Origin of the sequence: Gimesia fumaroli (assembly GCF_007754425.1) — a bacterium.
GTDB classification, from domain to species: Bacteria; Planctomycetota; Planctomycetia; order Planctomycetales; family Planctomycetaceae; genus Gimesia; species Gimesia fumaroli.
Genome location: NZ_CP037452.1, coordinates 50,820 through 72,743 on the forward strand (window position 1 = coordinate 50,820; position 21,924 = coordinate 72,743).

A 21,924-nucleotide genomic window follows, 5' to 3' on the forward strand; every position below is an offset into this window, starting at 1 on the left:
ATATGATTTTTTTACTGACGGCACTCTCATTATCCCTCCCGCAAAAAGAGATTTTGGCAGCAGGCGAGTGGCAGAATGACCTTTCGTGTGGAGTGAATGCTTTGACATGGTGTGCTAGAATTACGGGTGTGTCTATTAGCAGAAGCCAGGTTGAGGCGATATTTCCTGAACCTGGTCCTAATGGTCACAGCTTAAATGAAATAAAACTAGCGGCTCAGTCACTTCTGCTTTATCCAGAAGTGCATAAAGTTTCTCTTGAGGAACTGCAAGAGCTTGAGCCCCCCTTTATTATTCATGTCAGCATGGGGCGGCTCTCAACTGGACATTATCTTGTCGTGAGTAAAATTACCGGTCAAAGTGATGAAGCTTCTTTTGATATAATTGATGGAACATCTGGCGAGAAAGAATATTACTCGAACGCTGGATTATCGCAGATTTTTACCGGGTATGTCGTTGTGATAAATCCGACCCCATTGCATGGAGTTATTGTTCTCCTTTGGTGTGCGATCATTTTCGCCGTATTATTTATTGCAAGACAAATTTATTTATTACGGCATCGCCCAGTAATCTAGTAAGTAAATATCTTGATAACAATGGCTGTCTGGCACCGGTTTTGACCTTGTTTACGTATGGACTGTAGTCGACCGCTAATTTAAGAGGAGGGCTTTATATTTCTCCTGAGGGTTCGTACTTACTTTTAATCTCCTCCTTTGAAGTGCTTCTTCATTTCCTCAGTGCTGGCGGCTTTTTGATTGTGATCGGAAATCGTGTGAAAAAGAATATTGCTAATAAATGTGATGCAAGGATACCCTTGAAGCGGTGCCTGTGTTTGGTATTCTGTATTACTATTGTTCTGACGTGCTGCATTACTCAGGTTCGAGGCGAGGAAATCGAAAAACCTCAGCTACTCAATCTCGAAGAAATAATTAAGAACATTCAAAGCACGAAGGAGAAATTACTACGGGATCCTCGTGGCATCAGCATCAAATATATGTTGAGTGCCTTTGAAGATCCGACGCATGATTTTGGACTCAAAGGCAATCTCACAGTCATTAATGTAATCAAGTGGCCTGAATTGTATATCGATGCAACGGGAGTGAACGTAGAAGATTCCAGTCGTTTTCATCGAACCTCCGTTTATAATTTCGTGGATCACACAACCATTGCGTTGGATCAGTCGCATCACACAGCGATCTTATACCCCGCGCGATTTCTATTTTCTTCCGCCCATTCAGACTATTACAAATATCTACACTACGCTGAAGGTTACCAGTTTTATCGTTTAGGAGAACCATTCACTCAGGTGCCCACAGTTCCGGAGTGTTTTTTCAGTGGAGACTATCAAGTGGTGGGAGTCGAAGAGATCGATGGCGAGAAGTGTGTTCATATTCAACGTAAAGGATATGATGATATTTGGCTTTCTTTGCTGCATGGGTTTTACGTCCATAAAAGAGTGGTAACGTATGGGCCCGATCAGCCCCGTAAATTTGAGACGCTGGTGCTCAGCTATCAACTCATTGATAAAAAAAATAACTTATGGGTCCCGATGAATATTCAGCGTAAGTTCTATTTTGGTCTTGATAATGAAGCATCGAAGCATGATCAGGTGAGACTGGGACTTGAAATTAACGTCACTGATGTTTCGGTTGGTGACATTGATGATTCTATTTTTACATTAGAAATTCCAGACGGTTACCATGTTTCTGACTTGCTTGCTGATGAAAAATATTATTACAAGAACCGTCCTTTTGATGAAGTTGTTGCAAAACCTTCGTGGATGACCTCCGCGCTGATACTGGTCAATATCCTTGTCGTTCTTTTGGTCATCAGTTTGTTTCTCTATCAGAAAAACAAATCCTCACCCTGAGAGAATCAGAAGTTGACCAAGGTATGCAGGAACTGAAAAAGATCAAGTGTTTGAAAGTTCCCCATCCTGTGTGCCGGTGTTTGGCTTGCCCGACAGTGCTGCTACAACGTCAGAAAACACTGTAAATCACGATCTGAATTGCCAGCGCCAGACAGGCCCAGATTTTCAGATTCTGGTACCAGGGAGCCGTTTCCGAAGGTGTTGTATTTTCTTTCGGCAGTCGCACGACCCAGATCAATACGGCGATCAGCGTTCCCAGAAACAGGGCCCGTACACACCACAGCGGAATCGGAACCACCAACTCGCGAATGAAATTGCCAATGTGATGCAACGGCGTCATGCTTGCCCCCGGTTTGGTTTGAGGCTGAAGACCAGGCCTTCAATTTTTTCGGCCGGCTCTGGTTTGGTGAGAAAACTGATGATGACAATCAACGAGAACGAGACCACAAAAGCCCAGATCGAAAAATACAGAAACGGTTCGGAAATCTGGAACAGAGGATCGATTCCCAGTGCGGTATAAACGGGTTCCTGATTCAACGTGAATAGCGTGATTGAAAAACAGACTCCGACAATGAAGCCGATCAACGCGGCGATTCCGGTGGCCCGTTTCCAGAGTAGCCCCGTCAATAAAATCGCAAACGCGGGTCCCTGGAAGAACGCCATCAAGGTCTGGAAGATCGTATAAATGCCTTCGCTGCGGGTCATCAGGAAGAACGAAAACCCAATCGCCCAGAGCACCAGCAGAAACGTCACGCCGCGACCGATTTTCAACAGCGATTCATCCGTCGCGTCTCGGCGATAAAAGCGTTTATAAAAATCATTGGTCACGATGGTCGATGCCGAGTTCAGATAGGAGTCGATGCTCGACATCAGTGCCGCCAGAAACGCTGCCAGGAACAGACCTTTCAAACCGACTGGCAGCAGGTGCGAAATCAATTCGGGAAATGCTTGATCGCCGTCGGTAAGTTCCGGGAATTTCACAAACGCGATCAAGCCGGGTACAGCCACGATGACGGGAATCAGATTCTTCAATAACGCCCCCCAGACATAGGCGGCTTTTGCATCGAATTCACTCTTCGCCCCCAGCGAGCGTTGGACAATCGCCTGGTTGCCGATCCAGTAGGCAGGGCTCAAAATTAAAGCCAGACCGAAGAAAATCCCCGTCCAGGGGAACGGCGTATCTGCATCCGCGGGTAGGATGAGTGAAGTATGCGAGACCTGCTCCGCCTCTCCGTTCTCCGCGAGTTCTTTCTGTAGTTGGATCTGTTCCTGCTTCTCAATGGCGGCCTGAAACTCTTTGACGCCTCCCAGGTCAATGACTCCCAGCACCAGGACCAGCAGACAGCCGCCAATCATGATCACGCATTGAATCATGTCGGTATACACGACGGCCGCGAGTCCCCCGGAAATCGTGTAGACGCCCACCAGAAACGCCGTCAGATAAATGCAGGCATTCACGGTCATTCCCAGATGCACGTGCATCATTTTGGCCGACGCCAGCAGCATGATGCCCAGGTTGCATGCCATGAAAATGATCCAGCAGATCGCCAGCGCCGAACGTACGGCGACGTTAAAGCGGCGTTCCATATACTCGGGAATCGTCGTCACTCCGCTCCGCCAGAAAAAGGGGATGAACACAAACGCGGCGATGATCATCGCGGGCACGCAGCCGATCCATTCAAAATTTGCAACCGCCAGGCCATGCTGATGGGCGGCACCACCAGTTCCCACAATATCGACGGCACCAATGTCGGTCGCCACCAGCGACATGCCGATGGCCCACCAGGGGAGACGTCGCCCGGCCAGAAAGTAATCCGAGCCGGTTTTGATTTTGGAACCGATATAAAGTCCCAGTGCTAATGTTCCCATCAGATATGCAGCGATGACGGCAAAATCGAGGAACGACAGGGTCTGCATGGTGAATCAACCTTTGTCGACATTCCGGTTCAGGGGAAAGAATGAGTTTTCACAGACAGAAAGTACGAGCGACTTCGATCCCACCATACAGCGAACGCCTGCAAAAATCGACTCTGCCTTCCGGAAATCAAAACAGAGCCGATTCAGACGTTCATTTTTTTCGAGCGGCGAGAACCTGTTTGATCTGAGGCATCAATAGATCCGCCACCATTCGCTGCCCTTTGGTATTCGGATGAATGCCGTCCAGTAACAGATCGTGGGCCGACTGACCGGGTTGTTTTGCATAGGTTTCAAAGGCCGCGTAGACGTCGACCAGGGGCACGTTGGTTTCTTTGGCGATCTGTCGCACCGTTTCGGCATACGCCTTCAAAAACAGATTGAAGCCGTCGGGATCCTCGGGATCATAGGGCGGCTTGCCATACAGTTTTTGAATGCGGGGAATCCATCGGAGCGAATTCGGCGTCATCAGGATCACCGCGATCTGTTTTTCCTTGAGCTGTTTGATCAACGAACGCAGGTTGGCCTCGTACTGTTTTTTTGAGACACGCGATTTTTCTTTCGGCGGGTCTCTCCAGACATCGACGGCGGAATCGTTAATGCCGAATTGAATCACTACCAGATCGGGCTGCTTCTGGAGCACATCTTTCTCGAAACGGGCGACCGCGTTGGCCGTCGTATTGCCGCCAATGCCCGCGTTGATCACTTTGACGGGGATACTCTGCTGCGGCAATTCTTTCTCCAGAATCATCGAATACACCACCAGCGGCCCGCGTGTCGCCGTGGTCGAGTCGCCGAACGTGACAACCGTGAACGGTTCCGCCGATTCTTTTTCTGCCGCCAACAGTGGAGAACAAAATAGACTGCCCATTAACAGTGTGCAGCAAAATATAAAAGACACAACTCGATGATGCATGAGGAACAGTCCTGACTGTGATGCCGAAGATGATTTCGTTAAAACACGAATAAAGCAGATTCTTAGAACAGAGCGGCGATGCCCCGCTCACGCCGACAACTGGAGAGCTGTGCCAGATGAAAGCCGACATGGCTCGTCAGCATATGCGCCAGCAGTTGCCCGTTCGTTTCAATGGCGGTGCCGTTTAAGAGCTCAACCGGGTGTGGCTCTGCCATCGTCGCGGTGTCCGCATCCGCAGCCAATGTTCTCAGCATTTCATAGGCACTGAAATTGGCTTCGATCAAGGTTTCCCGGGTCAAGTTGGAGTCCGGCATGACTTCGTCATTCGAACTAGGGCCAAAGGCCTGCACCCAGGTAGTATGCGTAACATCGCCCCCAAAAACGTCTGCCCCATCTCACCAACAATCGCGAGGTGCCCCAGAATCCAGACCGGAGGATGACCGTGTCCCGTTCCCGGCGTGAAGAGACAGTCCTCAGGCAGATCTGCCATAATGGTCCCGAGCTGCTCTAACAGGAACTGGTTGAGAGTAATTTCGTTTTCGAACATAGCGATGCTCCATTTTTTCGATGATTGATATCTCTGTAAGAATACGGTAGCCAGGAGAGAATTGGCTGTCAATAATGGGAAAAGAGATGCTCTCTGTTGGAGTGGCTTTGTTTCATAAAATGCTTTGTCTGATTAGTCTTTCGATTTTTCGACCCAGGGATGGTCTGAATGCTGAACTATATTGTTGCGGGCCTGTTTTTTGTGGGGGTGTTGCTCAGTACGCTGTTCCTGGTGATGGTGTTTCTCCAACTCTGTCTGGCTCACTATCGGATTAAACCCTGCATTGTCGCAGTGACAGCTGCAATCATGACCGGCGCACTACTTGAATTTTCTGGCTACTTACTAGCATTTCACCTTCGCTGGATCTTTTTGCCGCTGATTTCTGCTGCGCTGGTGACGGCTGTTTCGCTGACTAAGGGTGAATGGAAACTGATGGCTGCCACTCCTGCTTTGCACCAGATGCCTGCTTCCCGCTGGCGAGATATTGTGATGGTTGTAGGGGGACTGGCTGGTGCCGCTGTAGGGGTGGCAACGGGAGCAGGCAAAGCGATACTGCTGTCACTCGGCTATGATGTTTTGGGAAACACCGCAGAAGAACTCAGGGAAGTCTATGCTGCTGGCGCACTCACTGGTTTTCTCGTTGGGGCGTTTCTATCTCTCTTCTTTTGGGTCATCGGTGTGCGTTTTTTTCGGAAACTTTGAAGGGGATAGGCTAAAAAAAGTTACTGACTGCGAGTGACAAAAATTACACAAAAATTCATCGTCTGTGCCGCTTTTAAGAGATCGAATCAAAGTGAGTTTGAGAGAGAAGGTAGGAACAGACGATAACGGTAGTTGACCGGATAGGTAAGTTGAGGATCCAAAACAGGAATTCCAATGAAATGGAACAAATAAGACGGGGCATCTGTGGGTATGCCATTAAAATTGAATCGATTCAGAAGATTAATAAAGAAGAGGCCGACGGTTACGTTCAATTATTCATGGAAGATTTTATCCAAGATGATGGCTTTCATCCGGGCGATGATTTACCTGACGATTATTTAGAATACTGTCATTGTGTGAAAACAATAATGCAAAAAATATTTGGTCTGAGTAACGAGATTCAGGACGAGGGATATACATTAATTAGGCCAATCGAGTGGATCTGTGAATTATTCGGAACGTGGCTGGATGCAGAAGTAAATGAAATGCCGCCTGTATGTTATCTGGAATTCAAACAAAGTAAATTAGACGATTTCTATAAGTCACCCTTTGGTTTTCCCCCTGAGGAACACATCGGCTATCTGACTCTGGAGGAAATCCTGGAAGAAAGAAAACAGCTGGAAGGCTGTCTTAAGGAAACCTTTGAAGAAGCATCGGATGTGAGAGGGATGAATCCTCAAGAGATTGCGGAAGAGAAAGAAGTCTGGACTGATCTGATATATCCGGCAAGAAAGAGCTATTTGAACTGGTTGGATTATTGTCTTGGTCAGGGAATGGATCTAATTATCATCGAAAGGTAGGTTAAAGCAAGAATGGTGGGCAGACCTGCTGGTTTTCAAACCACGAAAGTTAGAAATGAACGAAAATATTTCAAAAGAAGCCGCTGACCGAAGCGGCGACTGGTCCGTCTGGCGGCAGGGGGATGATGGGAATCAATTTTTGATTGAGGAGGGATTGTTCGAAGCAGCCGCCCGACAGATGGTGGCCGAGTTCGAAGCACGTGGGCATAAACAGCTTTACTGGGCCACTCAGAAGAAATAGCGATTCAATTTCGACCGTCTTCTGTGTGTCGAAAATTACCGGCGGCTAGCGCCGACCCGCTCAATCTGACAGGGAACTTCATTGGAGACATGCGCATAAAAAAGGGTTGGAAGCCCAAACTTCCAACCCTTGTCGTACGTAGTACTCCTGTTTGTGTAACACTTACAATCTGGTCACAATTCGCAGCCGACTACTCAAACGCGAGCGTCTGTCTTGGGTTCATCAGTTGTGACTTGCTTCCAGTGTCATTGTTATACACGCATACTTCGGCAGTGATGCTGCGAGAACTTGAACTCTCAAAACAAAAACTTTTTCAGAAACCGCGTGCCGAAAATTTAACCGTCAGGACTTTACTGAATGGTAAAATTGATCCATTCGAACTACCGACGTTTGAACAGACTTCGATGCGTTTCGGCTTTGTTGTGAGTGATTTGTGTTCTTAAATCTGATTAAAGTTCCGGGATCGGTTCGTCGTCTTTGATATCGACTTCTTCCCAGTTTGCCTGACCGTTTTCGTAACGCAGAATGCGATGCTTACTGCCGGGCGCCGGTTTTTCGTTGATGGTCGGCAGCCAGGCGCGGTGCTCTTCGATCAGCTGGGCGTAATTCGGGTCATTGCTCAGGTTTTTCCATTCGGCCGGATCCTGTTTCATATCGTAGAACTCTTCCGAGCCGTCGGCATAGTGGATATAACGATAGTTCTCGGTGCGAACTGTTGTATTATTCCGATTATGCGACGTGATCGCTGGCCACTTGCGGGGCGTGTTGGCATCTTTCAATTGAGGGACCAGGGAATGCCCTTCCAGATCCATGCGGGGAGGCAAGCCGCAGAGCTCTACCAGCGTGGGATAGATGTCCAGCAGTTCGGCGGGCTTGCTGCAGACAGCGCCCTCGGTAATGCCCGGGCCGGCAAAAATCAGCGGGACCCGGGTGGAGCGTTCCCAAAGTGTATTCTTGCCGGTGATCAGTTTCTCGCCCAGGTGCCAGCCATGATCGGACCAGATCACGATGATCGTATTCTCGGCCAGATTATTTTTCTCCAGTGCTTCGGTCACACGACCGATTTGACTGTCGACAAAACTGGTGCACGCCAGATAGGAGCGGACCAGGTTTTTCCATTGGTTGGCTTCTTTCAGAAATTTGAATCGCGGCTCAGGCAGCTTCCAGTGCAGATACCAGGAAAAGCGGGGCGTGTCGTCGCGGTCGGTTTCCAGGAGCGGCGGAAGTTGCAGCGTCTCTTCCGGATAGAGATCAAACCACTGCTGAGTCGCGTAGCAGGGAACGTGCGGCAGGAAAAAGCCGACCGACAGGAAAAAGGGTTCCTGCGGCTTTTTGTTCAACTGATCGACGGCCCAACTGGCGACTTTCCAGTCTCCCTTGTCTTCGTCTTTATGAGGAAACGTGCCCCAGTCCACCAGCGGATGCGGGTTGGGAGTCTCGACCAGCTTCTTCGGTGGCTTCACACCTACGCCGGCAGGGGGGCCGAGTTCGTTAAATTCCTTGTCGTTTTTCTTACGCCCGTAACCGCCGTGATAGATCTTGCCGGTGCTATAGGTTTTATAACCGTTCTGTTCCAGATACTGCGGCAGCGTGACGCGATCCTTGAAGCGATCGACGGTGCGGAACCAGGGGGCCAGTCCGTAAATGCCGGTGGTCGTCGGCCGCAGTCCTGTCATCAGGCTGGTCCGCGACGGATTGCAGAGGGGCGACTGGCAGTGCGCATTTGAAAACAGCGTGCCCCGCGCAGCGACCTTGTCGATAAACGGCGTTTTGATCTGGGGATGTCCGTTCAGACAGCCGATCCAGTCATTCTGGTCATCAATGGCAATGAATAGAATATTCGGCTGTTTCGCAGCCTGCAGCGGGGAAACAATAAAGCAGAGAAGAAAAATCATCAGTAGCAAGCGCATCTGAAGTTCCTTTCGACGAATCTTCGAATGATGAATAAGAATGGCAGCCCTTCATCATACACTCGCGCCGGAAGGAAAGAAAATGCCGGAATGACTTTGGCGGGGGACTTTTAGCACGATTCCTCAATTTGAGGAAGTAGGGTAGACGAGTATTGATGGGTGGAGAGATTGACCTGAATGATCAGAATGAGAAAGTATCGAGTTGGCTTGAATTTAAAACAAATGCACATTTCACGAGGAAAGCGCATCCAGAACCTGTTTCCGCTTTTTTTCGTCTAGCGTACCGCTCTCGATTTTCTGTTTGACCTGATCCAGTATGTTTTCTTCTGCGCCGGCTCTTTCCTGCAGCTGGTCGATTTTGGCTTTGATATCTTTGATGATGGCTTCGAAGGTAAAGGGATTGCCGCGCGGGCCGTCGTTGCGATCGCCGTCCAGTTTCTCACCCGTTTTGGATCGTTTTTCCCGTGCGGGCATCTTGTCCAGGTTGGTGATGCGTAATTCTAATTCACGTACAATTTTCTCTGGCGTATAACCGACTTCTTTTAATCTTGCTTCGATCGGGTCTTCCTCTTTAGAACAGCCTGGAAGAAGCGCGCAGAGTAAGAACAAACCGAATGCAAAAAAACAGCGTGTTGTGAGAACGGTCATGTGTGGAATCCAAAACAAAGAGGCAACTCATTGAGGACGAATCAGTTGCCTGGAGAGGACGGAATGCTAAGAGCAAAAGCATAAATCCAAAACAGGAATCAGAATTCGCCGACCACTTCACGTTGATTTTTGGTCCCGAGTGCCCACCAGGTATTCAAGTCGATTGAATTCGAAATGAATCGGACGGCTCCATCCATCATGGCCACATGCACGCCACCGGTGTGATCGCTGGAAGGAGTGATGCCGGAATCGCCTTCGTGACAGCGGAAGGTATCGCTGGCGTAGGAAGGAATCGAAATCGTATTGGGAGGAAAGACGTGCGTATAAACGTGTTTCTGCCAGGAGTCGGTATAGAGCCAGGAGTGGCCTTTGTACTGGCTCCAGTCCGACCAGTTAAGGTATCCGGAAAGTCCATCGGAAACGACCTGATCGATATAGGCGTCGTACTGTTCGATCATGGCGGAATTCGTGTAATACAAATTGCGGCGGCGGTCTGGATGATTTCCGCTTCCGTCATTCACCAGCGATTCAGAGAGCGCGGCGGTGTTAGACAGGCCATCTTTAATGTCACTGAAGCCAAAGCTGGCATTCGTGGTGGCACGCCAGTTATCGCTGTATGGTCCACTCTGATTCATGCGCGAGATCGAGATAATCCCTTTCGACGCCGGAGGTGCGGCCCCTCCGGTGGAGGGTTGACCCGGAAACAGCAAATTACGTGGTCGACCTGCATTGGCGACATAGCTGAAGTTAGCAGTTGATACGACCGTGTTGACGACGGATTCGCTGGGGCATTTGAAAAGCGGAATCTCAACTCGTGCCAGACCACCCAGTACCGAAGTATTATTCGCGATGCCGCTCCAGGAATCGCCCAGGCCACTCGTTTCAAAGGGAATCTGGTTGTAAATATTGGCGCGATCCACATACGGAAGCAGACCGACATACCAGGAGAGATTTCCCGATCCGCCGTTCGCGGCCCCATCGTAATCATCGGAACCGCGGTGCATATGCAGTGGGGTGCGCAGGTAAGTATCGTGGTAGTTGTGAATCGCAATGCAGAGCTGTTTCAAATTGTTTTTGCACTGACTGCGGCGGGCGGCTTCACGCGCCTGCTGCACTGCAGGAAGCAACAATGCAATCAGGATGGCGATAATGGCAATGACAACCAGCAACTCAATCAGCGTGAAACCGGTTCGGTTTTGTTTCGAGGCGGGGGAGATCTTCATCTGGGTCTGCTCCGTGATGAGAACGAAATTGAAGGAAGAATATTCATACTGTTTGTGTGAATGCGAGTGCTCTCTTGCGCCAACGGTACAGTACGTTTTTTTCCTCACAAGATCGATTGAATCAGATAGCTAAACTTTAAACCGATCTTCACGGATTGCTTCAAAGTATTAACTGGATCTTGATGTAACGCGCGAAAGACAGGCTGATCTCGGTTCTCAATCTGCGCACCCGAACGGTGCCGCATCTACTGATTAATTCTATTGAGACCAGGGATTACCCGTGCTTGATGCGCCGCCGGTTATTCTTCAACCATGATTTCTACACCGGATAACAGCGTGCGTCCTTTGATCGGCGTCAGCTCTACCTTCAAGTTGCTTGCAGCGGGAATGCCTTTGAATTCTCTTACTACTGCACGGTTTGCGCCCTCAGCGGCTTTAACGACATCCAGGTCCTCCAGCACAAGGTTGCCCTGCAGTCTGACATCGAACACACGCTCTCCCGGCTTTGTTTCATCTGGTTCTAAAAAGTGCAGGCGGACTGTATAGCGACGTTCGGTCGTTTTGTCAGGTGAAAGCGTAACGGTCAAAGCAGAAGCGCCTTCGACTCCTGAAGCAGCGACCCATTTCTGGTTACCACTTTCCACGAATGCCGAATGTTTGTGGAAGTAACGCAGGTCCTTGCCCTCCAGTTTGATCGAGACGACAGGCGAGGAACCTCCCACGTTGGGATAGTCCAACCAGAGAGTGCCGTTCTCTGCCTGACGGTCGCCGGGGGCGCCCAGGTTGATCCCCAGCTTTTGCACCTGATCCGTTTTGGCATTCAGTGCCAGTGCGCTATAGCTCCAGACTTCGGATTCCGGCACATGTGTCAGTGCTAACGAAGTAAACAGCGAATACCCACAGCTGCAACCGTGCGCCATATTAGGTGAGTTGAGTACGCCGTTCGCGGGCACCAGGCTGTTGCGGCAACCGGTACGGAAGCCTTCCAGCCGCGAGGTGTTCGTACTGTCGATATCACAGAAGCCGGCTGAGCTGGCGCGGAATGTCATCAGGTGCGGGCTGGCGATGGCGTAGTTACAGTGATGTCCTGCCTTGGTAAATTCCCAGGGGATCGGTTTTCCGGTGATCGGGTTCGTACGCAGAATTGGTTCGCCGGTTTCCAGATCATAAGATTTTCCAGGTCCGCGCTGATCGAGAATGCGGTCGTTCCAGATGATGACTTTGTCCCACAGCGTTTCGGGATGCCCGCGAAATCCTTGGCCGGTGGAATATTTCTTCCAGAGTTCGGAACCATCTTTTCCGCGAAAGGCCGAGATGCCGTCGCGATTGGTGACCAGCATCACATCTTTTTTGTCACTATACGATAACCAGGTTCCCACAACGTCCGTCTGATGCTCCCAGAGCAGTTTGCCGGTTTGAACGTCGATGGCCTTGATAAAACGTTCGGCCAGTGCATTGGGAATTTTTCCCCGGCGTTTCCAGTCGCCATAAAAGTTTTCCAGTGCACCGTCATAAACATAGATCCGGTCTCCACTCAAGGAGACGACGGGAAAACTCATCTTCGCTTTGTGCGTCCAGATGACTTCGCCGGTGTGACGGTTGAGGGCCACCAGTTCCAGCGGGAGTAAGCCGTACTTCTTGCCGATTTTGGGAGAAATCCGAAAAACCGATGTCAGCAGCAGGTCGCCTTGAATGCGGATGCGTCCCCAGCGATCTTCGGGGTGGGGCAGTTTCATTGTCGCCAATGTTTCCCCCGTCGCCGGATCGAGCCGCAGGCAGGTATTGTCGCTGGTGACGAGATAGATGCTGTCTTCAATGGCGATGAAATGGAATCCGACCAGCTTGCCATCGTAGCTTTGGCCGCGGCGGCCCGGACTGTCTTCGGGTGTTTCTTTCAGAGGAATCTGCCAGAGAATCCGACCCGTATAAACGTCAACGGCGGTCAACTTGCCCGGTCCCTGTAGAAACATGCGGCCTTCTATGACCGCCATACTGGGGCCCCAGTCGTGACGGTTATAAAACAGGTCCCCGTGACCTGCAGGACCACCAAACCAGAGCACGCCCAGCGGCGCTTTGACGAGTTCATCGCGCGACATCAGCGTATTGGAGGCATCGCCGTACTCGTGCGTCCAGTCGGCAGAGCCGGGCAGTGAGCCCACGCGTGACAATAGCGTGAATCCGTCGGCCTGTTTGAGAGCGGCGCGCGGCAGTTGCTTGCCGGCGACGGTGTTTTCCAGCGTCTTGAATTCGGCATCCTTCAATTCCAGGCACGCCTTGCCACCGTAGGGTCGCAACGACTTATAAATGGTATGCCAGTCTTCCGCAGCCAGTGACTTACCGAGCACTGCCAGATCTTCGGAAACGATCAGCTCGGCCATGTAGGCCGGCAGTTCGAAGGCCAGCGGATTCCCCTGATGGACGACCACCCGTGATCCATACAGACCGGCGGCATCGAACTTCGCCCGCAGTGCATCGACCTTTGTTTTGTCGGGCTCGACGGCGATGAGCGTTAGCTGGGATTGTTGTACCAGTTCTTCCAGCAGACGCCCACTGCCGGTTCCCAGCACGAGACAATAACCGTTGCCGGGTTTTGTCAGCTGCAGCATTTTTTGAGTTTTGCTCGTCCAGTCATCCTGCTGCTTCGCCAGTTTGCGATTCTCTTCAGGAAATGTTTGTGGCTTGGTCTGTTTCTCACCAAAGCAGAGCAGGTCTCCCTCTTGTGTCACGACAACGAGTGCACCATTGGCTGCAATCATCGTGGTGGGCGTGCCATCAATGGTTTGAGTCCAACTAACATCAGCGCCTTTTCCCTCTTCCTTGAGATCCAGCGCAAAGATCGTATTGGCCTGATGACCGTACAGTCGATTGCCGGCTTTCAGATCAAGTTGCACCGGATGCGATTTGACCCAGGCGTCATATTCTGCTTTCGGCATGTTTTGCTGTGGAGGCAGTGGCAGGCTCCAGAGCTGGTTGAGCAGCGTTTTGGTGACTTCCTTGCCGCGACGGTCTGTTTCTTTCACGATCTTCAACTTTTTGAGATCGTAGGCGACGACATTTCCTCCCTCACCGAAGTAGACGACATTTTCTGTCAGTACCGGATTGCGAGCAGAAACCGCATATTCTTGTTTGGCATCCATCTGGAACGTGGAGCCGCCGTGAAAGATGTAGGGGCCAATCGAAGAGACGTGATAGTTCGTCGCCCGGTTTCCATATTTATGTGTGATGAATTGATCGGTTTTGAGATCGAGGCAGGCGGCGACCGAACGTCCGCAGGGTATCAACAGGCGATCGCCGTTCTTGACGAGATAACCTTGGGGCGTGATATCCTTGAGCGTTTTGATTTCGTATTTCGGCGGTGCGAGTGAGGCGCCGGTTTCGGCATCCAGTGTATAGAGAAACGTGCCTTCGAACGGCCAGACGCCACAGGTGAAATAGATCTTACCGTCAGAGAGAACCGCGCCGCCTCGAATGGGCCAGACCGAAGCCAGCCGTTCGTTCGCCAGCGCTTTACGATGATTGGGAGCGGCTTGAAATTTCCAGCGCAAACTGCCGTTATCAGAATCAAGACAGTAAAAGTGACCATCGTCGGCCGAGAGATAAATGTTCTTACCGGAAACCAGGGGCGCGAATCGAACAGGGCCGTTCGCATGAAACCGCCACTTTTCTTTTCCACTGGAAAGATCAAAAGCGGTGACGCTATCATTGCGCGAAGAACCGACATAAATAGTCTGCCCGGCGACAACCGGTTCATAGTGTGCGTCGAATTGAATTCGGGGGTCTTCAGGCCAGGCCGGTTTCAGTGGACCCAATTGTCGTGTCCATTGTAAATGCAACGTGCTTGGAAGTTGCTCGTCAGTGACGGCGGTGCGCTGGGCATTGTTTCGCCAGGTCGGCCAGTCGGCAGCGGAGGCAGAACAAACAAGTAAGAGCAGACTCATAACAGAGAAGCAGAACGAACCAGCCACACGCACAACGGGGGAAGACATGCAAAAACTCCCTGAACGAACTATGAATTGTCTGACAGCAGACGATCAATCAATCATCTCTGATCTATTAAACTAACGGAGTGAGAATTGTTTTAACAGGCACGTTTGTTCGCTTCACGATAAATTCACGCGCGTTTCATCTGGTCATCTCGTTTATTTCAGTGCGAGTCAGTATGGCTGAAGCTCTTTTAAAACCATGATTTATCTCAATCTCCTCTTTTCTCTGGATAGCATAAACAATTATTGATATATTGGTCGGTAACCAAAGCAGGCGATTTCCATTGGCTCAGGTAAAATCATGCTTTCTTTCTGCGAACACAACGGTCTTTCTGGACGACGTGAATTTCTCCGCGTGGGAGGTCTGGCGTTAGGTGGCTTAACGCTACCCGGCTTGCTGTCGGCAAAAGCACAGGCCGCCGGTTCGGGGAAGCTGCTGAAAAATAAGTCGGTCATCTTTCTGTTTATGCATGGTGGTCCGAGCCAGATTGAAACCTTCGATCCCAAAATGGACGCCCCCGCGGGCATTCGTAGTGCGACCGGTGAAGTGACTACCAGGATTCCCGGCGTGACCTTTGGCGGCACATTTCAGAAACTGGCACCACTGGCAGATCGGATGTCGATCGTGCGTTCCTACCGGACAGGCGACAGTCGGCACGATATCAAGCCGATTGTGCACAAAGACACGCTTGATGCGAATCTCGGTTCACTCTACTCGCGCGTCGTCGGTTCGAATCATCCGGAAAATGGCATGCCGACGAACGCGGTCTTATTTCCGCAGGCCATCGACGACAAAATGATGCCCGCGATTACCAAATTCGGCAAGTTCGATTCGCATGGCTTAATGGGCAGTGCCTATGCTCCCTTCGTTCCCGGTGCGGGCGGCGACATGCAGTCGAACATGACGCTGTCAATTCCCCAGAATCGGCTCGATGACCGCCGGCTGTTATTGTCGAACCTCGATCGTGCCCGCTGGGCGGCTGATAAAAGTGAAACGTTTGCTGCGTCGTCGCATCTCCAGCAACAGGCCTTCGATGTGATTCTGGGCGGCGTTTCCGAAGCCTTTGATTTATCAAAAGAAGATCCCAACGTCGTGGCGCGTTACGATACAGCACCGCTGGTCAAGCCGGAACAGATCAGCACGCGCTGGAAGAACTATAAACGGTATATCGACAACGCACAGTCACTGGGCAAGCTGTTATTGATGGCCCGCCGTCTCTGCGAAGCCGGCTGTGGTTTTGTGACCATCACGACAAACTTTGTCTGGGACATGCACGCCGACAAAAATAACGCCGGCGTTGAAGAAGGCATGGACTACATGGGCGTTCCCTTCGACCATGCGGTTTCCGCGTTTATGGAAGATGTACGGGACCGCGGACTCAGCGATGACATTCTGCTGGTCTGTTCGGGGGAAATGGGCCGTACCCCGAAAATGAACACGCGCGGCGGCCGTGATCACTGGGGCAATCTATCGCCGTTGATGCTCACCGGCGGCGGCTTAAACATGGGGCAGGTCATCGGCCAGTCCACGCGCCACGCCAGCGAACCACAGACCGAACCCATCGAACGCAAAGACCTCGTCACCAGCATCATGCACACGCTCTTCGATCTGGGTGAACTGCGCATCACCCGCGGCGTGCCGAACGAAATCGTCCAGGTCGCCACTGCCGGTAACATCATTCCCGGCCTGTTCTGATTCATCATCTTTGATTTTGGTCTCGTACTACTGACGGTTACCGAGAAAAGCGGTGATTGCGTCCGCCAGGCTGAATTCGGGAGAGGAGTAAACTGTTCCATTTTTGACGAACCTTCAGACGTTTAGTTGGGTTAATAGAGAGCCTGTCCCGGTTGGCACAGCAGTGTTGGTACAAATACCAATGTCATGAAAGACCGGTAGAACAACGTGAAGGCAATCCAAGATGGCGGCTCAAGATTTATTTGTTAACCCGTTTCAGAAAAAATGCTTAGCGGTCGTGGCTGGCATCGTGATTTTTGCTGGCCCGTGCTCAATCGTTTCAGGTCGCGATGCGTATGCAGGCACTCCCAATGTGAAAACAATCATTCGGGCATGGGAAGCAGCAGCGAATTCCGTGCGTTCGCTCCACATTCGGATGGAAGGCATCGATTCCCAACGCACTCTGGAGTTGGAGGGGAGAGTCTCAGTTGCAGGCAGCCAGCAAATGATCGATATGCCGCGCGAGATTGAGTACTGGTTACACACAGATGACAACCGGGAACGATATCATAAAATCTATATCGGCCCCTCTTCCGACGGCTTGATCCCGTTGGAGTTCACGGTTGTGAATACCAAACGGGAACAGAGAGAACTCAATCCAGGCGGGGTTGGGTTGAATCCGTACGACGAACTCAAAATCAATCCGTCGGCGGGTGTGCGGGATTACGAAATCAATGCACTGCGAATTCTTCTCAACCGAAGTGTCTCCGGTCAGCCTTACTTCTCACAAAACAAGTTTGCGCTTTTGAAAGAGACAACACAGGAAATCAACGGCGTCAGACATCGGGCTCTCGAATGTTCTGAGAAACGCGGGATACGAATCTGGTTCCAGGCAGCCGCACCGTTTCGCATCTCCCGGGTCGAGTTGGGACTGCACAATCGCAAACGTTATGGACATACTGAGTACCGTTACGAATATCAGGACGCCAGTCAACAGTCCGTTGTTTCCAATTTCCCCACACTGAAGGCGATTGAGGTCAGCGGCTATGATCCCACTGGCAAACTTCATCAACATTTACGGTCGACTGTTACCAAGTGGAATGTGAATCCGAAACTCAACGAAAAACAGTTTAAGCTCGAACCAGGCACGGGGGCACTCATCACGGATTACACAATAGCTCCCGAAATGAATTATATTCGTCTGGCCGATGGCACGAACCGCCGGCTGAACCGCCAGGAATTACGCCGTGACGCATTTCTGAAACTTTCTGCCGAAGTGAAGCAGAGTCCGATTAAAGCAGAAAATCCCGTGGAAAAAGAGAAGATCCCGCCATCCGCAGTAAGTTCATCTTACTGGAAGTACATCGTCCTGGTTTTGAGTCTGTTGCTGTGCTTGTTTCTCTTCTGGCGTCGCCGCGGCGCCAATCGATGTCAGCACTAGCAAACGCTCCTGCATCGTGCTATTGCGTCCTCAGCAGTCCTGCATTACTATTGCCCCACCATTTTTACCCATCATCCATTTCTATAGAGGATTCATGAACCATGATCACAGTCGGCATGAACTATCACGTGCTTGAAGGCAAACAGCAATCATTCGAAGACAAATTTGCTGCCGTGATTGACGCACTTAACGCTGCCGAAGGGCATGAAAATTCGAATTTATGGAAAGACGTCAGTGACGACGCTTCGTACATGATCACCAGCGAATGGTCCGATGAAGAGGCTTTCAAAAGCTTCATTCAGAGCGACGCCTTCCGCGACGTGACCAACTGGGGCAAAGAAGAGATCCTCTCCGACCGACCGCGTCACAAAATTTACAAACACTAGTGCGAAGAAAGCGATTCACTCATTGAGTTGGACTTCAATGTCACCCATGTCAAACCGTTCTCCCGGCTGGAGGATGAATTCATGGGTGACTTTGGGCAGACCATCGACAACCGCCGTGCTTCGATACGAGGCCCCGGGAATCAGTGCGGGAAAGCTCAATTGACCTTTGGCATTGGTAGTGCATGTTGTGCGCAGTTGATAATTGTGCCGGTCGATATTTGCCACGAGATCTTCGTCCGCTAATGTTTCTCCCCGTTGAAATGCCAGAAAATCATACTTAGGTTGACCGGGAGTGACGACCAGATACAGACTGCCCAGCATTTTTCCCACGATAGGTTCTCCCTTGAGATCAACGAATCGCGCGCTTGCAGAGCCACAGGGTTTGAGCACAATTTTGGGTTCTTGTGTCTTCGTGCTGATTTTCGCAGCCGCGCCCAACTGGTTCTGAGGATCGAGAAAATAGACAGGGTATTCGATGCCTTCACGTAGTCCGTGAAGTTCGAATGTTCCGTTGTTGACTTCATCGGGAAAGCCCCGCCAGTCGGGTGAGGCTGGTTGTATCTTTAGTCGTGAGATCATTAGCGCGTGCTGGATCGGTTGGCCCTGCTCGTCAACAATCGTCCCAGAGATCGTTTTTCCTGGCTGCAGTTCAATCTTCATTGGTTTCAGAATTTCGTCTTTTGCTGGGTTGATCTTCTGAAAGGCATGTGCATACATGCGTGTGCCTCCCGGTTTTCCGCTATAGAGTTGTTGTGAGCCCCGTTCCTGCAGGATGTAGTTATTCTCTGCGGCATGGAAGAGCAACGTTCCCGGACCGGGTAAGACAGGAATCGAAAAATATCCCGCAGCATCTGTTTTCTGGATCCCCTGCCAGCCGGTAATGATGTCATCGGATGTATTTTTATTATTAGTACTTTCGGGATAATATTGCACGGAAGCACCGCTGAGTGGCTGACCGGTAACGGCGTCAATAACGGTTCCTTGTGCGAGTGCGACTTTACCAAGTTTGATTTCGATGTTTTTTGAGGCTGCTACCGGCCTCCAGCGGAGATCCTTTAGTTCTCTGGTTTGATACGGGGTTCCTGCCGGCGGATAGGCGATGATTCCGAACCGAACGCCTGGTTGGGGATTCAAGCGAAAGCGTCCTGCTTCGTCCGTCTTACCCTCAATAGAGTGCATCGAACCATATTGTTCCTGCTGACTGGCCCAGATGGTGATGCGCGCATTCGCAGCAGGTTTGCTACTTTCGCCGAGCAGAACTATCCCTTCAAAGAACTGCGCCGGGGACAGCACGATGGTCGCGATTTCGCCCGGTTTGATATTCTTGAAGATGGCACGATATGTACCATCATTTTCACCACGTTCTCCGGGTAAACCTGAATTGAGAAGCAATGACTGCGGCGCGAAGTCTTCTGTGCCAGTAATCTTCAAAAACAGACCATTCCCAGCCGCAATGTTTCTCAGAGTCAGCAAGCCCTGTGCGTCGGTTTGGAGCGATGTCGGCCAGATCTTCGATTTTGAAGTCGGACCGGCAATTCCCAAAGCGGGTTCAAGATGCATCTGATCTTTACTCGTGGGAAAAATACTCGTCAGTTCAACCGGCAATTGAGCCGCGGGACGCCCTTCTGGATTCACAAACCGAACTTGAATCAGTTGCTCTGGCGGTAGTTTCAAATCAGCCTGGGTTGGATTGCTGGTCAGATCCACCGTTCGCCAGGCAAATCCCGACTGGTTCGTCCGAGCGATGAGACTGGGAAGCGAATGGATTTTCGAAGAATAATTCTTCAATGACAGTTCAAAATAACCTGCGGTATCAGTGACACCCTCTCCCAGCAGTTCTCGCGTCAATGGCCAGCCGTCATTTTTTTTCGATGCCACGACTGCCACTCGCGCGCCGGCGGCAGGTTTTTCATCAGGTCCGGTAATCGTGCCGCGAACAATGAGGGGCTGTTTTTTCGGAGCAGTATTTTGTTTGTCTGGCGTTTGCTCCTTGGTGGAATTCGTTTTTGTTTGTGCCACGGTAATGGTTCCCCCTGCAATGCCGACTGCCATCACCAGTGTCAGGGCGATCAAGGACAGGATTTTGTTCTTTGACAGTTGCGTCAAGCGGCTTCGTTTTTCATCGAGCAGGCCGGCGACGCGATCTTCGAGTTTCCAGCGAGAAGTAAATAACCCGATTGTACCTGGCTGAAATCGCTCCGGTTCGCTTAGCCTGGCGAGTGCCAGCAACGTCCGGCTATAACAGGACGCCTCCGTTGTCACTAACACATAATTATCGCAGACTTCTTCGCGGGCCTGGGCGAGCCGGCGGTTCAATACATTCACGAGCGGATGTAACCAGAAGAGTGCCGACACCAGATTTTGAATCAACAGGATCACCTGATCGCGTCTCGCCAGATGCGCCATTTCATGAATGAAGATTTCCCGCAACGATTCAGGATCGATCTGCCAAACGGTTCGTTCCGGCAGAACGACCCGTGGCCGCAGCAAACCAGTAGAGACAGGACTTGCAACATGTTGTGAGAGAACCAGTTCTGGCAGACGTAATTCTGGAAACAGGCGACCCGCCAGTTCAAGTACTTCTGCGAGCAGTGGATTCGTATTAGGCTTTGCCGATCGTAAAATGAACGCCAGACGGCACCAGCCAAACACGAGTCTGACTAACAGAAGCAGCGTTCCTGAAAGCCAGATTAACAACAGCCCCGGCATGATGGTTCTAAGCAGGGAACCAACCCGGGAATCCCTCGCTGGTCCGGTTTGTGAATCAGCGGTCGAGGCCTGTTGTGCTCTCGTTAATTTGATCAGAGACCCTGCCTGCAGGGTTTCCGTATCCGGTTTCTGTTCGGTCTGATTCAGTACGTTAACAATTGTGGGTTGCTGTCGGTGAGTGGTCTCTTTAGACGAATCGTGATGTAATAAAGCCGCTGAAGAGGGCCGCTCCTCAGAGGATCTTGCCAGAAACGAACGGTCGACGGAATTTGTGTTTTCCTTCAACAGGGAAACCGTCAACAGACTGTTTCCCGAAGACTGCATGCAGAACGTGATCGCCGGACTGAGCAAGACCAGGATTAACGCTGTGCCCAACACGCCATACCGAACCGCAGGATTACGGCGGAGGCAAGTGGCAAACAATAAACTCACCGCAGTGACAAACGTGATTTGCAACAGCACATTGATGCCCCCAATCAGGAGCTGATCACCGGGATTCCCGAAATGTAATAGCATCATGACGATTCCTTTCGTCGTTGAGAAGAATGTTTCTGTTTCGTTTCTGCTGCTTCAATCATGGTGCGAATCCGTTCGGCTTCATCAGAGGAAAGCCCCCGGTATTCCAGGAGTGCGGTGACCATTTCTTCCGCAGAACCGGCAAAAAAACGGTCCACCATCTGGGAGACCTTGGCACCAAGTGAGACCGTGCGCGGCCGTTTCGCAGAATAGACGAAGGTACGTCCCTCCTGGCGGTGTTTCAGCCAGCCTTTTTCCTCCAGCCGCACGATCATGGTCTGCACGGTATTGCGCGCCAGCTCTCGTCGTTCGGCCAGTGCATCGCGGACTTCACTGACAGTGATTTCCCCGCGATTCCACACGAGTTCCATAATCTCCCGCTGCGCATCGGTCAGCGGCGCCGTATCTGCTTTCGTCATATCATGCTCCTGAATCAGTTGCCTACA

General features: G+C 51.0%; 19 protein-coding genes. 8 read left to right on the forward strand and 11 right to left on the reverse strand.

Features of this window, described 5'->3' with window-relative positions; translation table 11 throughout:
- Positions 1 to 2 precede the first annotated feature (2 nt).
- Positions 3 to 572, forward strand: coding sequence for a cysteine peptidase family C39 domain-containing protein (locus Enr17x_RS00200; protein WP_198000876.1), 570 nt, complete (start codon positions 3 to 5; stop codon positions 570 to 572).
- Between the two features lie 197 nt (positions 573 to 769).
- Positions 770 to 1,867 (forward strand): hypothetical protein, encoded by a 1,098-nt coding sequence (locus tag Enr17x_RS00205; RefSeq protein ID WP_145305247.1) that lies wholly within the window; start codon positions 770 to 772, stop codon positions 1,865 to 1,867.
- A gap of 109 nt (positions 1,868 to 1,976) precedes the next feature.
- Here the strand turns inward: Enr17x_RS00205 and Enr17x_RS00210 are convergent, their stop codons facing one another.
- From Enr17x_RS00210 to Enr17x_RS29835, 5 genes are all read right to left on the reverse strand, one after another.
- Complete coding sequence (locus tag Enr17x_RS00210; protein ID WP_145305248.1) at positions 1,977 to 2,207, reverse strand: hypothetical protein; 231 nt, start codon at positions 2,205 to 2,207, stop codon at positions 1,977 to 1,979.
- Positions 2,204 to 3,784 (reverse strand): sodium:solute symporter family transporter, encoded by a 1,581-nt coding sequence (locus tag Enr17x_RS00215; RefSeq protein WP_145305249.1) that lies wholly within the window; start codon positions 3,782 to 3,784, stop codon positions 2,204 to 2,206. Before Enr17x_RS00215 ends, Enr17x_RS00210 begins: the two co-directional genes overlap by 4 nt.
- Positions 3,785 to 3,935: 151 nt before the next feature.
- Positions 3,936 to 4,697 (reverse strand): SGNH/GDSL hydrolase family protein, encoded by a 762-nt coding sequence (locus Enr17x_RS00220; protein WP_145305250.1) that lies wholly within the window; start codon positions 4,695 to 4,697, stop codon positions 3,936 to 3,938.
- 62 nt (positions 4,698 to 4,759) lie between these two features.
- Complete coding sequence (locus Enr17x_RS29830; RefSeq protein WP_232100902.1) at positions 4,760 to 5,011, reverse strand: hypothetical protein; 252 nt, start codon at positions 5,009 to 5,011, stop codon at positions 4,760 to 4,762.
- Positions 4,993 to 5,244, reverse strand: coding sequence for a hypothetical protein (locus Enr17x_RS29835; RefSeq protein WP_232100903.1), 252 nt, complete (start codon positions 5,242 to 5,244; stop codon positions 4,993 to 4,995). The genes Enr17x_RS29830 and Enr17x_RS29835 overlap by 19 nt, the downstream gene beginning before the upstream one ends.
- A gap of 168 nt (positions 5,245 to 5,412) precedes the next feature.
- Between Enr17x_RS29835 and Enr17x_RS00230 the strand changes: the two genes are divergently transcribed.
- The 3 genes from Enr17x_RS00230 to Enr17x_RS00240 all read left to right on the forward strand — a co-directional run bounded on the left by Enr17x_RS00230 (position 5,413) and on the right by Enr17x_RS00240 (position 6,987).
- Entirely contained in the window at positions 5,413 to 5,946 is a 534-nt protein-coding gene (locus Enr17x_RS00230) for a hypothetical protein (protein WP_145305251.1), read from the forward strand.
- 179 nt (positions 5,947 to 6,125) lie between these two features.
- On the forward strand, positions 6,126 to 6,746 hold the full coding sequence (locus Enr17x_RS00235) for a hypothetical protein (protein WP_145305252.1): 621 nt from the start codon (positions 6,126 to 6,128) through the stop codon (positions 6,744 to 6,746).
- Positions 6,747 to 6,801: 55 nt separating this feature from the next.
- Positions 6,802 to 6,987: a hypothetical protein gene (locus Enr17x_RS00240; protein ID WP_145305253.1), complete on the forward strand. Its 186-nt coding sequence runs from the start codon at positions 6,802 to 6,804 to the stop codon at positions 6,985 to 6,987.
- 449 nt (positions 6,988 to 7,436) lie between these two features.
- Here Enr17x_RS00240 and Enr17x_RS00245 read toward each other — a convergent pair whose 3' ends face one another.
- The 4 genes from Enr17x_RS00245 to Enr17x_RS00260 form a co-directional block, all read right to left on the reverse strand.
- The gene (locus Enr17x_RS00245; protein WP_145305254.1) at positions 7,437 to 8,897 is read right to left on the reverse strand and encodes a sulfatase; all 1,461 of its coding nucleotides are present in this window, start codon (positions 8,895 to 8,897) and stop codon (positions 7,437 to 7,439) included.
- Between the two features lie 231 nt (positions 8,898 to 9,128).
- Positions 9,129 to 9,545 carry a hypothetical protein gene (locus Enr17x_RS00250; RefSeq protein WP_145305255.1) on the reverse strand — a complete coding sequence of 139 codons (417 nt, stop codon included), beginning with the start codon at positions 9,543 to 9,545 and terminating at the stop codon, positions 9,129 to 9,131.
- A 98-nt stretch (positions 9,546 to 9,643) separates the two neighbouring features.
- On the reverse strand, positions 9,644 to 10,768 hold the full coding sequence (locus tag Enr17x_RS00255) for a DUF1559 domain-containing protein (RefSeq protein WP_145305256.1): 1,125 nt from the start codon (positions 10,766 to 10,768) through the stop codon (positions 9,644 to 9,646).
- 299 nt (positions 10,769 to 11,067) lie between these two features.
- Complete coding sequence (locus Enr17x_RS00260; protein WP_145305257.1) at positions 11,068 to 14,754, reverse strand: outer membrane protein assembly factor BamB family protein; 3,687 nt, start codon at positions 14,752 to 14,754, stop codon at positions 11,068 to 11,070.
- 298 nt (positions 14,755 to 15,052) lie between these two features.
- Here Enr17x_RS00260 and Enr17x_RS00265 point away from each other — a divergent pair, with 298 nt between their 5' ends.
- From Enr17x_RS00265 to Enr17x_RS00275, 3 genes are all read left to right on the forward strand, one after another.
- The gene (locus Enr17x_RS00265; protein WP_145305258.1) at positions 15,053 to 16,447 is read left to right on the forward strand and encodes a DUF1501 domain-containing protein; all 1,395 of its coding nucleotides are present in this window, start codon (positions 15,053 to 15,055) and stop codon (positions 16,445 to 16,447) included.
- Positions 16,448 to 16,670: 223 nt separating this feature from the next.
- Positions 16,671 to 17,867, forward strand: coding sequence for a hypothetical protein (locus Enr17x_RS00270; protein ID WP_145305259.1), 1,197 nt, complete (start codon positions 16,671 to 16,673; stop codon positions 17,865 to 17,867).
- Positions 17,868 to 17,968: 101 nt separating this feature from the next.
- Entirely contained in the window at positions 17,969 to 18,253 is a 285-nt protein-coding gene (locus Enr17x_RS00275; protein ID WP_145305260.1) for an antibiotic biosynthesis monooxygenase family protein, read from the forward strand.
- Between the two features lie 15 nt (positions 18,254 to 18,268).
- On the opposite strand, the gene Enr17x_RS00280 is transcribed toward Enr17x_RS00275, so the two are convergent.
- Complete coding sequence (locus Enr17x_RS00280) at positions 18,269 to 21,481, reverse strand: M56 family metallopeptidase (protein WP_145305261.1); 3,213 nt, start codon at positions 21,479 to 21,481, stop codon at positions 18,269 to 18,271.
- The gene (locus Enr17x_RS00285; RefSeq protein WP_145305262.1) at positions 21,478 to 21,897 is read right to left on the reverse strand and encodes a BlaI/MecI/CopY family transcriptional regulator; all 420 of its coding nucleotides are present in this window, start codon (positions 21,895 to 21,897) and stop codon (positions 21,478 to 21,480) included. The genes Enr17x_RS00280 and Enr17x_RS00285 overlap by 4 nt, the downstream gene beginning before the upstream one ends.
- Positions 21,898 to 21,924: the final 27 nt, after the last annotated feature.

Excerpts from the sequence above, each read along its gene's own strand:
- Enr17x_RS00255 (WP_145305256.1), bottom strand. The coding sequence starts at position 10,768 with ATGAAGATCTCCCCCGCCTCGAAACAAAACCGAACCGGTTTCACGCTG.
- Enr17x_RS00230 (WP_145305251.1), top strand. The coding sequence starts at position 5,413 with ATGCTGAACTATATTGTTGCGGGCCTGTTTTTTGTGGGGGTGTTGCTC.
- Enr17x_RS00220 (WP_145305250.1), bottom strand. The coding sequence starts at position 4,697 with ATGCATCATCGAGTTGTGTCTTTTATATTTTGCTGCACACTGTTAATG.
- Enr17x_RS00235 (WP_145305252.1), top strand. The coding sequence starts at position 6,126 with ATGGAACAAATAAGACGGGGCATCTGTGGGTATGCCATTAAAATTGAA.
- Enr17x_RS00270 (WP_145305259.1), top strand. The coding sequence starts at position 16,671 with ATGGCGGCTCAAGATTTATTTGTTAACCCGTTTCAGAAAAAATGCTTA.
- Enr17x_RS00275 (WP_145305260.1), top strand. The coding sequence starts at position 17,969 with ATGATCACAGTCGGCATGAACTATCACGTGCTTGAAGGCAAACAGCAA.
- Enr17x_RS00265 (WP_145305258.1), top strand. The coding sequence starts at position 15,053 with ATGCTTTCTTTCTGCGAACACAACGGTCTTTCTGGACGACGTGAATTT.
- Enr17x_RS00260 (WP_145305257.1), bottom strand. The coding sequence starts at position 14,754 with ATGTCTTCCCCCGTTGTGCGTGTGGCTGGTTCGTTCTGCTTCTCTGTT.
- Enr17x_RS00210 (WP_145305248.1), bottom strand. The coding sequence starts at position 2,207 with ATGACGCCGTTGCATCACATTGGCAATTTCATTCGCGAGTTGGTGGTT.
- Enr17x_RS00200 (WP_198000876.1), top strand. The coding sequence starts at position 3 with ATGATTTTTTTACTGACGGCACTCTCATTATCCCTCCCGCAAAAAGAG.
- Enr17x_RS00215 (WP_145305249.1), bottom strand. The coding sequence starts at position 3,784 with ATGCAGACCCTGTCGTTCCTCGATTTTGCCGTCATCGCTGCATATCTG.
- Enr17x_RS00245 (WP_145305254.1), bottom strand. The coding sequence starts at position 8,897 with ATGCGCTTGCTACTGATGATTTTTCTTCTCTGCTTTATTGTTTCCCCG.
- Enr17x_RS29835 (WP_232100903.1), bottom strand. The coding sequence starts at position 5,244 with ATGTTCGAAAACGAAATTACTCTCAACCAGTTCCTGTTAGAGCAGCTC.
- Enr17x_RS00250 (WP_145305255.1), bottom strand. The coding sequence starts at position 9,545 with ATGACCGTTCTCACAACACGCTGTTTTTTTGCATTCGGTTTGTTCTTA.
- Enr17x_RS00240 (WP_145305253.1), top strand. The coding sequence starts at position 6,802 with ATGAACGAAAATATTTCAAAAGAAGCCGCTGACCGAAGCGGCGACTGG.
- Enr17x_RS00285 (WP_145305262.1), bottom strand. The coding sequence starts at position 21,897 with ATGACGAAAGCAGATACGGCGCCGCTGACCGATGCGCAGCGGGAGATT.
- Enr17x_RS00280 (WP_145305261.1), bottom strand. The coding sequence starts at position 21,481 with ATGATGCTATTACATTTCGGGAATCCCGGTGATCAGCTCCTGATTGGG.
- Enr17x_RS29830 (WP_232100902.1), bottom strand. The coding sequence starts at position 5,011 with ATGCCGGACTCCAACTTGACCCGGGAAACCTTGATCGAAGCCAATTTC.